19 protein-coding genes are annotated in these 14,314 nt (G+C 70.3%); 15 read left to right on the forward strand and 4 right to left on the reverse strand.

Annotation, left to right across the window (positions count from 1 at the left end; all coding sequences use genetic code 11):
- Positions 1–8 precede the first annotated feature (8 nt).
- On the forward strand, positions 9–1,094 hold the full coding sequence (locus tag O6P37_RS26475) for a lysophospholipid acyltransferase family protein (RefSeq protein WP_269896871.1): 1,086 nt from the start codon (positions 9–11) through the stop codon (positions 1,092–1,094).
- Between the two features lie 15 nt (positions 1,095–1,109).
- On the opposite strand, the gene O6P37_RS26480 is transcribed toward O6P37_RS26475, so the two are convergent.
- On the reverse strand, positions 1,110–1,649 hold the full coding sequence (locus tag O6P37_RS26480; RefSeq protein ID WP_269896872.1) for an FAS1-like dehydratase domain-containing protein: 540 nt from the start codon (positions 1,647–1,649) through the stop codon (positions 1,110–1,112).
- A 58-nt stretch (positions 1,650–1,707) separates the two neighbouring features.
- On the reverse strand, positions 1,708–2,604 hold the full coding sequence (locus tag O6P37_RS26485) for an HAD family hydrolase (RefSeq protein ID WP_264013125.1): 897 nt from the start codon (positions 2,602–2,604) through the stop codon (positions 1,708–1,710).
- A gap of 38 nt (positions 2,605–2,642) precedes the next feature.
- On the opposite strand from O6P37_RS26485, the gene O6P37_RS26490 reads away from it, so the two are divergent.
- The 13 genes from O6P37_RS26490 to O6P37_RS26550 all read left to right on the forward strand — a co-directional run bounded on the left by O6P37_RS26490 (position 2,643) and on the right by O6P37_RS26550 (position 11,958).
- Positions 2,643–2,903, forward strand: coding sequence for a glutaredoxin family protein (locus O6P37_RS26490; RefSeq protein WP_269896873.1), 261 nt, complete (start codon positions 2,643–2,645; stop codon positions 2,901–2,903).
- Positions 2,904–2,966: 63 nt separating this feature from the next.
- Positions 2,967–4,337, forward strand: a complete 1,371-nt coding sequence (locus O6P37_RS26495) for a glutamyl-tRNA reductase (protein WP_269896874.1) — start codon at positions 2,967–2,969, stop codon at positions 4,335–4,337.
- Positions 4,338–4,367: 30 nt separating this feature from the next.
- A complete protein-coding gene (gene hemC, locus O6P37_RS26500; protein ID WP_269896942.1) occupies positions 4,368–5,291 on the forward strand; it encodes a hydroxymethylbilane synthase in 924 nt (307 codons plus the stop codon).
- Positions 5,292–5,316: 25 nt separating this feature from the next.
- Positions 5,317–6,999 (forward strand): bifunctional uroporphyrinogen-III C-methyltransferase/uroporphyrinogen-III synthase, encoded by a 1,683-nt coding sequence (locus O6P37_RS26505; RefSeq protein ID WP_269896875.1) that lies wholly within the window; start codon positions 5,317–5,319, stop codon positions 6,997–6,999.
- A 50-nt stretch (positions 7,000–7,049) separates the two neighbouring features.
- Entirely contained in the window at positions 7,050–7,982 is a 933-nt protein-coding gene (gene hemB, locus O6P37_RS26510; protein WP_408633254.1) for a porphobilinogen synthase, read from the forward strand.
- 50 nt (positions 7,983–8,032) lie between these two features.
- A complete protein-coding gene (locus O6P37_RS26515) occupies positions 8,033–8,383 on the forward strand; it encodes a hypothetical protein (RefSeq protein WP_269896943.1) in 351 nt (116 codons plus the stop codon).
- An 18-nt stretch (positions 8,384–8,401) separates the two neighbouring features.
- Positions 8,402–8,851, forward strand: a complete 450-nt coding sequence (locus O6P37_RS26520) for a hypothetical protein (RefSeq protein WP_269896877.1) — start codon at positions 8,402–8,404, stop codon at positions 8,849–8,851.
- Positions 8,848–9,324: a DUF3093 domain-containing protein gene (locus O6P37_RS26525; protein ID WP_264013131.1), complete on the forward strand. Its 477-nt coding sequence runs from the start codon at positions 8,848–8,850 to the stop codon at positions 9,322–9,324. Before O6P37_RS26520 ends, O6P37_RS26525 begins: the two co-directional genes overlap by 4 nt.
- Positions 9,321–9,557 carry a hypothetical protein gene (locus O6P37_RS26530; protein WP_269896878.1) on the forward strand — a complete coding sequence of 79 codons (237 nt, stop codon included), beginning with the start codon at positions 9,321–9,323 and terminating at the stop codon, positions 9,555–9,557. Before O6P37_RS26525 ends, O6P37_RS26530 begins: the two co-directional genes overlap by 4 nt.
- Positions 9,558–9,620: 63 nt before the next feature.
- Complete coding sequence (locus tag O6P37_RS26535; RefSeq protein ID WP_269896879.1) at positions 9,621–10,499, forward strand: oxygenase MpaB family protein; 879 nt, start codon at positions 9,621–9,623, stop codon at positions 10,497–10,499.
- A complete protein-coding gene (locus O6P37_RS26540; RefSeq protein WP_269896880.1) occupies positions 10,480–11,079 on the forward strand; it encodes a TetR/AcrR family transcriptional regulator in 600 nt (199 codons plus the stop codon). The genes O6P37_RS26535 and O6P37_RS26540 overlap by 20 nt, the downstream gene beginning before the upstream one ends.
- Positions 11,080–11,124: 45 nt before the next feature.
- The gene (locus O6P37_RS26545; protein ID WP_269896881.1) at positions 11,125–11,448 is read left to right on the forward strand and encodes a hypothetical protein; all 324 of its coding nucleotides are present in this window, start codon (positions 11,125–11,127) and stop codon (positions 11,446–11,448) included.
- A gap of 18 nt (positions 11,449–11,466) precedes the next feature.
- Positions 11,467–11,958 (forward strand): pyridoxamine 5'-phosphate oxidase family protein, encoded by a 492-nt coding sequence (locus O6P37_RS26550; protein WP_269896882.1) that lies wholly within the window; start codon positions 11,467–11,469, stop codon positions 11,956–11,958.
- On the opposite strand, the gene O6P37_RS26555 is transcribed toward O6P37_RS26550, so the two are convergent.
- Positions 11,955–12,695, reverse strand: a complete 741-nt coding sequence (locus O6P37_RS26555; protein ID WP_269896883.1) for an SDR family oxidoreductase — start codon at positions 12,693–12,695, stop codon at positions 11,955–11,957. The genes O6P37_RS26550 and O6P37_RS26555 overlap by 4 nt on opposite strands.
- Positions 12,696–12,785: 90 nt before the next feature.
- Between O6P37_RS26555 and O6P37_RS26560 the strand changes: the two genes are divergently transcribed.
- Entirely contained in the window at positions 12,786–13,337 is a 552-nt protein-coding gene (locus O6P37_RS26560; RefSeq protein ID WP_269896884.1) for a TetR/AcrR family transcriptional regulator, read from the forward strand.
- Positions 13,338–13,340: 3 nt separating this feature from the next.
- On the opposite strand, the gene O6P37_RS26565 is transcribed toward O6P37_RS26560, so the two are convergent.
- On the reverse strand, positions 13,341–14,279 hold the full coding sequence (locus O6P37_RS26565; RefSeq protein ID WP_269896885.1) for an SDR family oxidoreductase: 939 nt from the start codon (positions 14,277–14,279) through the stop codon (positions 13,341–13,343).
- Positions 14,280–14,314: the final 35 nt, after the last annotated feature.

Genomic DNA, 14,314 nt, shown 5'->3' on the forward strand with positions numbered 1-14,314 from the left:
GAAATCGGGTGGGAAGAGGTACCAACGTGCCGGGCGAGCCAAAAGCCAAAGTCATTCCGTTACATGGAAGTTCGGGCCGCGCGGCGGCCTCGCGGCGTGCCGCGCAACGCACCGAGAGTGCTCGCAGACATCCCTCGCTGATGGCCGACCCCGGCGGTCGGGCGTCGGCCGAGCAGATCGCTGCGGTGGTCCGTGAGATCGACCAGCGGCGCGGCGGTCCGGCCGCCTCCGGCCCTGTCGAGGAGACCCCCACCGAACTCGCCAAGCGCATCGCCGCGGCCGCCGAGTTCGTCCGCAAGCGGATGTCGGGCGACTACGTCGTCGACGAGTTCGGGTTCGACAAACACCTCAACGACGCAATCTTTCTGCCTTTGCTGCGGGGGCTCTTCAAGTCGTGGTTCCGGGTCGAGGTCAGCGGCATCGAGAACCTGCCGGAGACCGGTGCGGCGCTCGTGGTGGCCAACCACGCCGGCGTGCTGCCGTTCGACGGCCTGATGACGTCGGTCGCCGTGCACGACGAGCACCCGGCGCACCGGGACCTGCGACTGCTGGCCGCCGACATGGTGTTCGACCTGCCGGGGGTGGGTCAGGCCGCCCGCAAGGCCGGCCACACCATGGCCTGCACGTCCGACGCGCACCGGCTGCTGGCCGCCGGCGAGCTCACCGCGGTGTTCCCCGAGGGCTACAAGGGCCTCGGCAAACACTTCAAGGACCGGTACAAGCTGCAGCGCTTCGGCCGGGGCGGGTTCGTGTCGGCGGCGCTGCGGACAAAGGCGCCCATCGTGCCCTGCTCGATCGTCGGGTCCGAGGAGATCTATCCGATGATCGCCGACGTCAAGCTGCTCGCCCGGCTGCTCGGGCTGCCGTACTTCCCGATCACGCCGCTGTTCCCGCTTGCCGGACCGCTCGGCTTGGTGCCGCTGCCGTCGAAGTGGCACATCGAGTTCGGCGAACCGATCGAGACCGCGGGTTACGAGGAGTCGGCCGCCGACGATCCGATGGTCACCTTCGAACTGACCGACCAGGTACGCGAGACCATCCAGCAGACGCTCTACCAGCTGCTGGCCGGTCGCAGGAACATGTTCCTGGGCTGAGCCGCCGGGCCGGGCCTATGCGCCGGTGGATCTTTGCCCAGCAACCATTTTGGCGATGGCTTCGTCGCGCCGCGCCTTGATGGTCGCCGACACCTCGTCGGCCTCGCCCTCGTGGGCGGCTTCGCCGATCACGGTCACCACGCTGGTGAGCACCGGTTCACCGCGCTCGTCGCTCACCTCGCCGCGGACCTCGGTGACGACGGTTCCGTGCGCCTCGATCACCGAATCGAGGTAGGAGTCGAAGAACAGCTTGTCGCCGTCGACGATGGGGCGGTGGTAGGTGATCTTCTGGTCGCGGTGCAGCACCCGCTCCATGTTGATCGGCACGTCGAACTGGTTGAAGATCTCCGCCTGCACCTTGCGGCCGGCCACCGCCAGGAAGGTCAGCGACGCGATGAGGCCGTCGTAGCCGCTCTCCTTGGCCGCCTCCTCGCTGTGGTGGGCGGGGTGCTCGTCCTTGACCGCGCGCGCGAATTCACGGATCTTCTCCCGGCTGACCTCGAAGTAGTCGGGATACCGGTAATGCGTGCCGATGATGTCTTCAGCGATGGCCATGACTGCGCTTGCTCCCCACTAGACCGTCCTGCGGTGGCCTGTTCAGCGCGCGAGCCTATCAGCGCAGGTGCCAGCGACTCTCCTGGCGGCGGGACACGACGGCGGCCAGCGCTCCGCCCAGCGCGCCGAGGGCGACGGCCGACGGCACGCCCACCTTGGCGGCCTTGCGCGCGGTGCGGAAGTCGCGGATCTCCCAGCCCCGTTCCCGCGCGACGCTGCGCAGCGCGGCGTCCGGGTTGATCGCGACGGCGGTTCCCACCAGCGACAGCATCGGCACGTCGTTGAAGCTGTCCGAGTAGGCGGTGCACCGTCGCAGGTTCAGGCCCTCGCGGATGGCCAGCGACCGCACCGCATGCGCCTTGCCGCTGCCGTGCAGGATGTCGCCGACCAGCCGGCCGGTGAACACCCCGTCGACCGATTCGGCGACGGTGCCCAGCGCGCCGGTCAGGCCGAGCTTCCTGGCGATGGTGGCGGCCAGCTCGTACGGCGTCGCGGTCACCAGCCACACCTGCTGGCCCGCGTCGAGGTGCATCTGGGTCAGCGCTCGGGTGCCCGGCCAGATCTTGTCGGCGATGATCTCGTCGTAGATCTCCTCGCCGACGGCCGCCAGCTCGGCGGTCGAGCGGCCCTCGATGAACGACAGCGCCTTGGTCCGGCCTGCGGCCACGTCCTCGCTGTTCTCCCGGCCGGTGAGCTGGAATTTCGCCTGCGCGTAGACGAAACCCAGGACATCGCCGTAGGTGAAGTACTTGCGGGCGGCCAGCCCCCGCGCGAAGTGCACCAGCGACGACCCGTGCACGAGGGTGTTGTCGACGTCGAAGAACGCCGCCGCGGTCAGGTCCGGCGGCGGGGCGGGCGCTGTCGACGGGGCTTCGGCCTCCAGGTGGGTGACGGCGGCCTCCGCGCTGGCGTCACCGGCGATCTGCTGGCGTGCGGCCTCCGCGGAATCGGACACGGATTCACCCTAGGTCACCGGCGCCGCATACTTGCGGGGTGCACCGGCGGGCAGTGACGTTGCTGACGAGGGAGGGCTGCCCGCTGTGCGCGCAGGCGGCGGGACGGCTCGATGCGCTGGCCGGCGAGCTGGGATTCGCGCTGTCGGTGGTCGACGTCGACGCCGCCGCGGCGGCCGGGGACGCCGCGCTGCGTGCCGAGTTCGGCGACCGGCTGCCCGTGGTGCTGCTCGACGGCGTCGAACACAGCTACGGCGAGGTCGACGAGGAGCGGCTGGCCGACGACCTGCGCAAGCGTTAACCCCGTCACGAATTTGGTGACCTGACCACCTGGCGATTAACGTGGTTATGTGGTGATGAGGCCATGAGTGTGCTGCTCTTCGGGGTTTCGCACCGCAGCGCGCCGGTGTCGGTGCTCGAAAAGTTGAGCACCGATGAATCGGATCAGGCGAAGATCGTCGACGAGGTGCTCCAGTCGCCCCTCGTGACAGAGGCGATGGTGCTGTCCACCTGCAATCGTGTCGAGGTCTACGCCGTGGTCGAGGCGTTCCACGGTGGCCTGTCGGTGATCGGGCAGGTGCTGTCGGAGCACTGCGGCATGTCGCTCAACGATCTGACCAGGTACGCCTATGTGCGGTACGCCGAAGCCGCCGTCGAGCATCTGTTCGCGGTGGCCAGCGGCCTGGACTCGGCCGTGATCGGCGAGCAGCAGGTGCTCGGCCAGGTCCGGCGCGCGTACGCCGCGGCGGAGGCCAACCAGACCGTCGGCCGCACCCTGCACGAACTGTCGCAGCGCGCGCTGGCCGTCGGTAAGCGGGTGCACTCCGAGACCGGGATCGACGCCGCAGGCGCGTCGGTCGTATCGGTCGCGCTGGGAATGGCCCAGAACAAGCTCGGGACGCTCGCGGGCCGCACCGCGGTGGTGGTCGGCGCCGGCTCGATGGGCGCCCTGTCCGCGAAGCACCTGATCCGCGCCGGTGTGGGCTACGTGCACGTGGTCAACCGGTCGCTGCCGAGGGCCCGCCGGCTGGCGGAGGTGCTGACCCGGCACGGCTTCGCGGCCGACGCGGTGGCCCTCGACGACATCGCCACCGTGCTGGCCGACGCCGACGTGGTGATCACGTCGACCGGCGCTGTGCGTCCGGTCGTGTCGCTGGCCGATGCCCACCGCGGACTGACCGGCCGGCCGGAACAGCGCCCCCTGGTGATCTGCGACCTGGGCATGCCCCGCGACGTCGACCCGGCGATCGCCGGCCTGCCCGGCGTCTACGTCATCGACATGGACCGCATCCAGCGCGAGCCCTCGGCGCGCGCCGCGGCCTCCGACGCCGACGCCGCCCGCGCGATCGTCGCCGCCGAGGTGTCGGCCTACCTGACCGGCCAGCGGATGGCCGAGGTCACCCCCACCGTCACGGCGCTGCGCCAGCGTGCCGCCGACGTGGTGGAGGCCGAACTGCTGCGCCTGGACAACCGGCTGCCCGGCCTGGAGGCCGCGCACCGCGACGAGGTGGCCAAGACCGTGCGGCGGGTGGTCGACAAGCTGCTGCACGCGCCGACGGTGCGGGTCAAGCAGCTGGCCAGCGCACCTGGCGGGGACAGCTACGCCGAGGCGCTGCGGGAGCTGTTCGAGCTCGACCCGCAGGCGGTCGACGCCGTGGCGGCAGGCGAACTGCCGCTGGTGGCCGGGGGCGACGCGATGAGCGCCACGGCACTCGACTTCGACAAGTCCGAGTAGCGCTTGACGCCTTCACAGGATCCCGGGCCCATCCGGATCGGCACCCGCGGCAGTCTCCTGGCGACCACTCAAGCCGGCTCCATCCGGGACGCGCTGGTGCAGCGCGGGCACCGGGCCGAGCTGGTCATCATCTCCACCGAGGGCGACCGGTCGTCAGCACCGATCGCGGAGATCGGCGTTGGCGTGTTCACCGCGGCGCTGCGCGACGCGATCGCCGACGGCCGGGTCGACATGGCCGTGCACTCCTACAAGGATTTGCCGACCGCACAGGACGAGCGGTTCGTCATCGCGGCGACACCGCGGCGCGAGGACCCAAGGGATGCCCTGGTGGCCCGTGACGGGATGGTGCTGGGGGAGTTGCCCGTCGGCTCGGTGATCGGCACGTCGAGCCCGCGGCGGACGGCGCAGCTTAGAGCACTGGGTCTCGGTTTGGAAATCCGCCCCCTAAGAGGCAACCTAGATACCAGGTTGAACAGGGTTACAGGCGGTGATCTCGACGGCGTCGTCGTCGCCCGGGCGGGACTGGCTCGCATCGGACGATTGGGCGATGTCACCGAGACCCTCGAGCCGGTGCAGATGTTGCCGGCGCCGGCTCAGGGGGCGCTCGCGGTGGAATGCCGCGCAGCGGATTCCGGGCTGGCGGCGCTGTTGGCGGAGCTCGACGACGCCGACACGCGTGCTGCGGTCACCGCCGAACGGACTCTGCTCGCCGAACTGGAGGCGGGCTGTTCCGCACCGGTGGGCGCGATCGCGGAAGTGGTCGAGTCCATCGATGAGGAGGGCCACATCTTCGAAGAGCTGTCGCTGCGCGGTTGTGTGGCGACGCTGGACGGATCCGACGTGATCCGTGCGTCCGGCATCGGAACTCCGGGTCGGGCCAGGGACCTGGGCGTCTCCGTGGCCTCGGAGCTGTTCGAACTGGGCGCGCGCGAGCTCATGGCGGATCTCAACTGAAGCTGTAGAGCGGAGTGAGCGACAGATGACTCGGCAAGTGGGCGTACGAGGCCGTAAGACGAAGCCCGGCCGCATCACGTTCGTGGGCTCAGGCCCGGGGGACCCCGGCCTGCTGACCTCGCGGGCGCAGACCGTGCTCGCCAACGCCGCACTGGTCTTCACCGACCCGGACGTGCCGGGTGCGGTGCTGGCGCTGGTCGGTACCGCGCTGCCGCCGCCGGCGGGACCGGCACCGGCCGAGGTGTCCGCGCCCACCGACCCGGACTCCGTCGTGGGCACGGAAACGGCTGCAGCGCAGACGATCCCGGGTGGTCCGGAGGTGCGTCCCGCGCTCGGCGATCCGGCCGAGGTGGCCAAGACGCTGGTCGCCGAGGCGCGTCACGGCGCCGATGTGGTCCGGCTGGTCTCCGGTGACCCGCTGTCGGTGGACTCCGTCATCACCGAGATCAACACGCTGGCCAAGAGCCACCTGGACTTCGAGGTGGTGCCCGGACTGCCGGACACCACCGCCGTGCCGAGCTACGCCGGCTTGCCACTGGGCTCCACCCACACCGTCGCCGACGTGCGCGGGGACGTGGACTGGGCCGCGCTTGCCGCCGCACCCGGACCGCTGATCCTGCACGCCACCGCGTCGCACCTGCCTGACGCGGCGCGCACGCTCATCGAATACGGCCTGGCCGATGCGACGCCCGCCGTCGTGACCGCCAACGGCACCACCTGTCAGCAGCGCTCGGTGGAGTCGACACTGAGCGGCCTGATCGACAAGTCGGTGCTGACCGCACCCGACGCCAGCGGCGCGCTGTCCCCGCTGACCGGGCCGCTGGTGGTGACCATCGGCAAGACCGTCGCGCACCGCGCCAGGCTGAACTGGTGGGAGAGCCGCGCGCTGTACGGCTGGACCGTGCTCGTCCCGCGCACCAAGGACCAGGCCGGCGAGATGAGCGACAAGCTGGTCGGCCACGGCGCACTGCCGATCGAGGTGCCCACCATCGCCGTCGAGCCGCCGCGCAGTCCCGCGCAGATGGAACGCGCGGTCAAGGGTCTGGTGGACGGCCGGTTCCAGTGGGTCGTGTTCACCTCCACCAACGCCGTGCGTGCGGTGTGGGAGAAGTTCAACGAGTTCGGCCTCGACGCCCGGGCGTTCTCCGGGGTCAAGATCGCGTGCGTCGGACAGGCCACCGCGGACAAGGTGCGCGCGTTCGGGATCAATCCCGAGCTGGTGCCGACCGGCGAGCAGTCCTCCCTGGGCCTGCTCGACGACTTCCCGCCGTATGACGAGATCTTCGACCCGGTGAACCGGGTGCTTCTGCCGCGCGCGGACATCGCCACCGAGACCCTGGCCGAGGGCCTGCGCGAGCGCGGCTGGGAGATCGAGGACGTCACCGCCTACCGGACGGTGCGCGCCGCACCGCCGCCGGCGAACACCCGCGAGATGATCAAGACCGGCGGCTTCGACGCGGTCTGCTTCACCTCGAGCTCGACGGTGCGCAACCTGGTCGGCATCGCAGGCAAGCCGCACGCCCGCACCATCGTCGCGTGCATCGGGCCCAAGACCGCGGAGACCGCGGCGGAATTCGGACTGCGCGTGGATGTGCAGCCCGAGATCGCCGCGGTGGGTCCGCTGGTCGACGCGCTCGCCGAGCATGCGGCGCGGCTGCGTGCCGAGGGCGCGCTGCCCCCGCCGCGTAAGAAGAGCCGCCGGCGGTAGCGGTGGCCTTCCCCCGGCACCGGCCGAGGAGGTTGCGCTCGACGCCGGCCATGCGCCGGCTGGTGGCGCAGACGTCCCTGGAGCCACGGCACCTGGTGTTGCCGATGTTCGTCGCCGACGGCATCGACGAGCCGCGCCCCATCTCCTCCATGCCGGGCGTCTTCCAGCACACGAGGGACTCGCTGCGGCGGGCGGCCGCGGACGCGGTGGCGGCCGGGGTGGGTGGCCTGATGCTGTTCGGGGTGCCCCGCGACGAGGACAAGGACCCACTGGGCTCGGCCGGGTCGGCGCCCGACGGCGTCCTCAACGCCGCGCTGCGGGACCTGGCCGCCGACCTCGGTGAGCAGACCGTGCTGATGGCCGACACCTGCCTCGACGAGTTCACCGATCACGGGCACTGCGGGGTGGTCGACGAACGCGGCAGGGTGGACAACGACCTGACCAATGAGCGATACGTGAAACTTGCTGTCGCGCAGGCGGATGCGGGCGCCCACGTCGTCGGCCCGAGCGGCATGATGGACGGTCAGGTGGCCGCCATCCGCGACGGACTCGACGCCGCCGGGCACACCGACACCGCGATCCTGGCCTACGCCGCCAAGTTCGCGTCCGGCTTCTACGGCCCGTTCCGCGAGGCGGTGGCGTCGAGCCTGCAGGGGGACCGGCGCACGTACCAGCAGGAGCCCGGCAACGCCAGGGAGGCGCTGCACGAGGTGCGGCTCGACATCGACGAGGGCGCCGACATCGTGATGGTCAAGCCGGCGATGAGCTATCTCGACGTGGTGCGGGCCGCCGCCGACATCTCGCCGGTGCCGGTGGCGGCCTATCAGGTGTCCGGTGAGTACGCGATGATCTGCGCCGCCGCGGCCAACGGCTGGATCGACGAGCGCACCGTCGCGCTGGAGACGCTCACCGGGATCAGGCGCGCCGGCGCCGACCTCGTCCTCACGTACTGGGCGGCCGACGTGGCCGACTGGCTGGCGTGACGGAGACGACCGACCGGCCGCCTGACGTCGACACCGGATTCTGGCTGTGGATGGTCGCGCTGCCGCTGATGGTGATCGGCTACGTGGTGGACGTCGTGGTGTCGCCGGTGGGCCCGGCGGTGCTGCGGTACGCCTCGGCGGGCCTGGTGGCGGTGGTGCTGTCCGCGGTGGTGGTGACGTTCCTGATCCTGATGCGCTCCGGCTACCGCTGGGCGCGCACACTGCTGACCGGTGGCGGCGTGGCCTCGGTGGTGTACGCCGCGGCGAACCTGTTCACCACCGAACGGGAGACCCCCGCGGCGCTGCTGTACGCCGTCGCGACCATCGTCGGGTCGGTGCTGATCGGCGGCGGGATCTTCCTCCTGCACCGCAAGGACGCCCACGGCTGGTTCACCAGGTGAACCGTTAGGCTGGCCCGGATGTCGGCACCGCAGCAGCCCCTGAGCAGACCACGCGTCGTCGACGTGGCGTTCTGGCTGCTCGCCGTCGGCGCGGTCGTCCTCATCGGCGGTGGCATGCTGGCGGCCACGGTGAGCTTCGACGCGGCCCGCGGCGCGATCGACTCGGCCGTCTCCGACGAGCAGGTCCGCCAGTACCTCATGCTCTACCGCGGGATGGGGATCGGGTCGGTGCTCAGCGGCGCCGGGCTGGCCTTCCTGGCCGGTCGGACCCGGGGCGGCGATGCGCGGTTCCGTCGCGCCACCATCGGTCTCGGGTTGGCGGTCACGGTGCTCCTCGCGATCCTGGCCTTCGTGTTCGCCGTCGCTCAACCGGTCACGCTGGCGGCGGTCCTGCCGATCGTGGCCGGTGTGATCCTGTTGACCCGCCCGGCTTCGTCGGCCTGGTACACCGCGAAGGACCCAACGTGAGCGACAACGCCGCGCCCGTGCAGGTGCTGTTCCGCGAGCCCGGTGCCAGCTGGTGGTGGCTGCTCGCCGGTCCCGTGGCCGGGGTGACGATGGCCATGATCCAGCTGTCGGCCGGCTACGGGATGCAGCCCCTGGTGCCCGGGATGTTCCTCGTGCTGGTCACCGGCTTCCTCGCCATCCAGGTGAAGGCCGCGCGTATCCACACCTCGGTCGAGTTGACGCCGTTGACCCTGCGGCAGGGCGCCGAGACCATCCAGATCGTCGACATCGTGCGGATCTTCCCGCCCGCGGAGGGCAGGGAGATCCTGCCGTGGCAGTCCTCGCGCGCCCTCGGCGAACTCACCGGGGTACCGCGGGGCCGCACCGGTATCGGCCTCAAGCTCAGCGGCGGCCGCCATGCCCAGGCGTGGGCGCGACGGCACGCCGATCTGCGTGCGGCGCTGACCGGTCTGGTCGGCGAGCAGGCGGCGTGAAGACGCGCCTGCGGGCGACGGTCGAGCTGGTGCTGGCCGGCGTCGCCGCCGTCGGATGCGTGCTGAGCTGGCTCTCGGCCCGATCGACGGTGGTGGTGGCTCCCGTCGTCGCGGGCGAGCCGGCGACCTCCCAGCCGGTGTACTCGGCCCCGGCGCTGGTGCTGGCGCTGCTGCTGGCGACCGTCGCCGGCGTGCTGGCGGTGCTCGCCGTCGCGCGGCTGCGGCGCCGCTGACCTCGGGTGAGCCCCGTCACAACCCTGTTGGTACAAAGTGCAAAATCTGTAACATTGTTCCTCATGACCGAGCTGGCCGAGAACGACGCCGCGAACGACACGCCCCCCGACGCGCTCCCGCTGGGGCCGCAGTCGCTGGTGTGGCGGTACTTCGGCGACAACCGGATGTACCTGATCGGGCCGCGGCCCGCCGTGCTGCAGAACATGCTCGCCGAACTCGGCCAGGGCGTGCTCGACCATTCGGTGTTCTTCGACGACACCGCCGCGCGGGTGAAGCGGTCACTGCCGCCGATCTTCATGACGGTGTACGGCGCCGACGACGCCAACGAGGGCTTCAACGTGCGCGACTTCCACCACGACATCAAGGGCGAGATGCCCGACGGCCGCAGGTACCACGCGCTGGACCCCGAGACGTACTTCTGGGCGCACGCCACGTTCTTGGAGCAGGTGCTGTACTTCGCCGACACCTTCGTCAAGAGGTTGTCGCGGGCCGAGAAGGAACAGATCTACGCCGAGTCGAAGACCTGGTACCGCCGCTACGGTGTGAGTGACCGGCCCATGCCCGCCGACTACGCCGAGTTCGAGCGCTACTGGCAGCGGATGCTCGACGAGACCGTCGTCGCGCACAAAACGGCCCAATACGGCGTCGGCTACGTCACCAAGGGGTTCCCCTGCCCCAAGGGCGTGCACCCCGCCGTATGGCGGGTGGTGTCGGTGGCCTTCGATCCCCTCGCGGCATTCCTGACGACCGGAGGTCTGCCGCCGCAGGCACGCCGGCTGCTCGGGCTGCCGTGGTCGGACCGCCAGGAGCGCCGGTATCAGCGCTTCGCCGCGCTGTGGCGGTCACGGCCGGTCAACTGGCTGTGGGACCGACTGCCGATGTCGGTGCGCTACAACAAGTACGCACAACAGGGCTACTCCCGTGCCGGCGCAGGCGCCTGACCCGGCCACCGAGGCCGTGCTGGACGCGGCCGTCGCCGAGTTCGAGCAGCACGGCTTCCGCCGGGTCGCCCTCGACGACGTCGCCCGCCGCGCAGGGGTCAGCCGCACCACCATCTACCGGCGGTTCGCCAATCGCGACGAACTGGTGGCCGCGGTCGTCGAGCGGGAGAATCTCGCGCTGTTCGCCGACATCGCCGCCGAACTCGCCCGGTCGGGCCCCCAGGCGAACTACTACGTCGAGGCGTTCGTGCTGTCGATCCAGCGCTTCCGCACCCACCGGGTGCTGCAACGGATGATGACCGACGAACCCGGCTTCGTGATGGCGCTGGCGCACCAGCACTGGGCCGCCGCGATCGAGCGGATGGCCGAGGCGCTGCGGGTGATCTTCCCGGCGGGGTTCGCCGATCGGATCGGGCCGCAGGCCGTCAACGAGTTGGCCGACACGATCCTGCGCTACGCCGCCATGGTGCTGTTGCTGCCGAGCGCCGCACCGCTCGACACCGACGAAGATCTGCGCGCATTCGCCACCCGGCACTTCCTGCCCAGCCTGCCCGCCGCGCTGCGAGCGGTCCCTGCCTGACCAGCTTCCTGTTTCCTGGGTCACACTTTCGGGCAGTCTGCTGCCATGGCTACCGAACAGCAGGAACAGCAGGACCAGAGTGACAACGCCGACGGCGACCAGCAGGACGTGGAGAAGAACGACGCCGGCCAGTTGACCGAGAAACCCGAGGTCACTGACGAGCACAAGGAAAAGGCCAAGGAGATGCGCAAGGCCTACGAGGAGGATCTGGAGACCACCACGCTGCCCGGCAGCGACGGCACGGTCTCCGGGACCGCGGTCTCCGACTGGGTCGACGAGAAGGACAAAGGAAACATCGAGACCTCCGCCGAGGAGGGCAAGGTCGAGTACCGGAAGTCCGACGAGTTCAAGAAGCTCCAGGAGGGCTGACGTCCTAGAGTGGGCGCCGTGACGGCCCTGGATCGCATCGCCCCCGAGTTCGTCGAGATGGCCCACGCGATCGTGTGGGCGTCGGTGGCCACGGTCGGTCCCGACGGCCGGCCCCGCACTCGCATCCTGCATCCGATCTGGGAGTGGGACGGCACGGATCTGGTCGGGTGGATCGCGACATCGCCCACTCCGCTGAAGGAATCGCATCTCGCGGCGCATCCCGATGTCTCGGTGAGCTACTGGACCACTACGCACGACACCTGCAGCGCCGAATGCGCCGCCGAGTGGGTCTTCGACGACGAGCGCCGCTCCAGGGTCTGGCAGCTGTTCGAGAACGGACCCGAACCGGTCGGTTACGACCCGGCGATCATCGAGCCGTGGCGCGACGGGCCCACGTCCGCGGCGTTCGCGGCGTGGCGGCTGACGCCGTACCGGCTGCGCGTGATGCCCGGCACCGTGATGACGCAGGGCGAGCGGCACCGGCTGCTCACCTGGTCGGCGGGCGGCTAGTCCTGTGCCGTCGGCCTGATGGTGAGGTCACCGATCTCGACGTCGTGCGGCTGCTCCACGGCGAATGCGATCGCCCGCGCGACGGCGTCGGGCGGCATCCCGAATTCCTCCATGGCACCCCGGATTCGGCCGCGCAGAGCGACGTCGTCGATCGAGCTGTCCAATTCGGTGTTCACGTAGCCAGGAGAGATCGACGTGGTGCGCACGACGCCGTCCGTGGACTCCGTACGCAGGCCTTCCATCACCGTGCGTACCGCGTTCTTCGTCGCCGCGTAGACCGCCATTGTCGGCGCGATCTTCAGGCCGGCGGTCGAGACCGTCGTGACCAGGTGCCCGCGGCCCTGCCTGCGGAAGATCGGCAGGACCGCCGCCACGCTGTTGAGCACCCCCCGCAGATTGACGTCAATCATCGCCGACCAGCCGTCGACGTCGAGGTCGCTCATGGGCCCGATCTTGCTGATGCCGGCGTTGCTGACGAGCACGTCGACCGCGCCGAACTCGCGCAACCCCGTCTCGGCGAGTTCCCGCACATCGCCGGGCCGCGTCACGTCGGTCGCCCGGTACACCGCCGCCCCGCCTGCGGATCCGATGTCGCCGACGAGCCGGTCCAACCGCTCGGTGCGCCTGGCTCCCAGCACCACGGAAGCGCCGCGGTCTGCGAGCAGCCGGGCGGTCGCCTCCCCGATGCCGCTGCTGGCGCCGGTGATGACGACGACTTTCCCTGCAACACCCGACACAACCGCCTCCTCGACTAAAGTGGACACGTATCCGGTTACTGGATTCACCGTAGCGGACACGTGTCCGCTTAGCCAGTCTGGGGGAGTGCGGTGACGCGACCGCGCCGTCGGGCCGACGCCGAACTGAACCGCGCCCGCATCGTCGCCGCCGCCCGATCGCTGGTGCAGCAGCCCGACGAGCTGAAGCTCAACGAGGTGGCGAAGGCCGCCGGAGTCGGCCAGGGCACGCTCTACCGGCACTTCGCGAGCCGGGAGGAGCTTCTCGTCGAGGTGTACCGCGACGACGTACACGAACTCGTCGAGGCGGCGTCGGTGCTGCTGGCGCACCACGATCCGCTGAGCGCACTGGCCGCCTGGTTCCGGCGGGTGACGGAGTACGCCCGGATCAAGCGCGGGGTGTTCGCGGCGGTGACGACCTCGGTGCGAACCGATCTCGCCGACCACAGCATCGGCAGCATCGGTGAGGCGATCACCTCGCTGCTCGACGCGGGCAAGGCCGAGGGCGTGATCCGCGGCGACGCCGACGCGCGGGATGTGCTCCTGCTGATCGGCGCCCTCACCCGGCTCGACGACGACGAGTGGGACACCCGCGCAGACCGCCTGCTGAGGATCGTCCTCGACGGCCTGCGCGCCAACGGGTAGACGTCATCGCACGGCGAACTCGAGAGCCACGAGCCGTTCGGACATGTCCCAGAGCCGGGCGGCGTCGGCGGGATCGCCCGCCGGTTCGTAGATCGCCTGTTCGGCGGGTGCTCCCGTCAGATGCCGGAACCCACTCGGTCCGTAGAACCTGCCGCCCTCGGCGTCGGGGTGGGCGGCCGCGTACAACGCAGGCAGCAGGCCCTGGTCCACCGTCTGGGTGAGGCCCATCCGGGTGAACAACCGGACGACCCGCACCGCGAGGGTGTCGCCGTTGCGTCCCATGTGTGGTTGTGCGGCAAGCAGATTGGTTGCCGTCACGCCCGGATGCGAGACGTTGCTGGTGATGCCCCAGCCGCCGCGCTCGCTGCGGCGGTTGAGCTCGAGGCCGAACATCAGGTTGGCGATCTTGGACTGACTGTAGGCCTTGCCCGCAGAGTACGATCCCTCGAAATTCGGGTCGTCCCAGTTGATCGCGTGCGACGCGGCCGCGATGCTGGACTGCGTCGTCACCCGCGCGCGGCCGGCCCGCAGCAGCGGCAGCAGCCGCGCGGTGAGCGCGAAGTGTCCGAGATGATTCGTGCCCCACTGCAGTTCGAATCCGTCGACGGTGGTGAGGCGCGTCGGCGGGTTCATCACCCCGGCGTTGTTGACCAGGAGGTGGATCGGCCGGCCCTCGGCGAGCAATTCGCCGGCGAGGTCGGCGACCGACTGCAGCGACGACAGGTCGAGACGCCGCAGGCTCACCCGCGCACTCGGCACCGCGGTGGCGATCCGGTCCAGTGCGGCCTGTCCTTTCGCGGCGTTGCGTACCGGCAGGATGACCTCCGCGCCGGCGGCGGCCAGCCTTTCGGCCAGTCCGAGACCGATACCGTCGCTCCCGCCGGTGACGACGGCCGTCCGGCCGGTCAGGTCCGGCACCTCCACCACTGCTCTGCCCGACATGCTGTGCTCCCTCGTGCTCGATCGATTGCTGTGCT

It is taken from the genome of Mycobacterium hippophais, assembly GCF_027529605.1.
In the GTDB taxonomy this organism is placed as follows: Bacteria; Actinomycetota; Actinomycetes; order Mycobacteriales; family Mycobacteriaceae; genus Mycobacterium; species Mycobacterium arseniciresistens.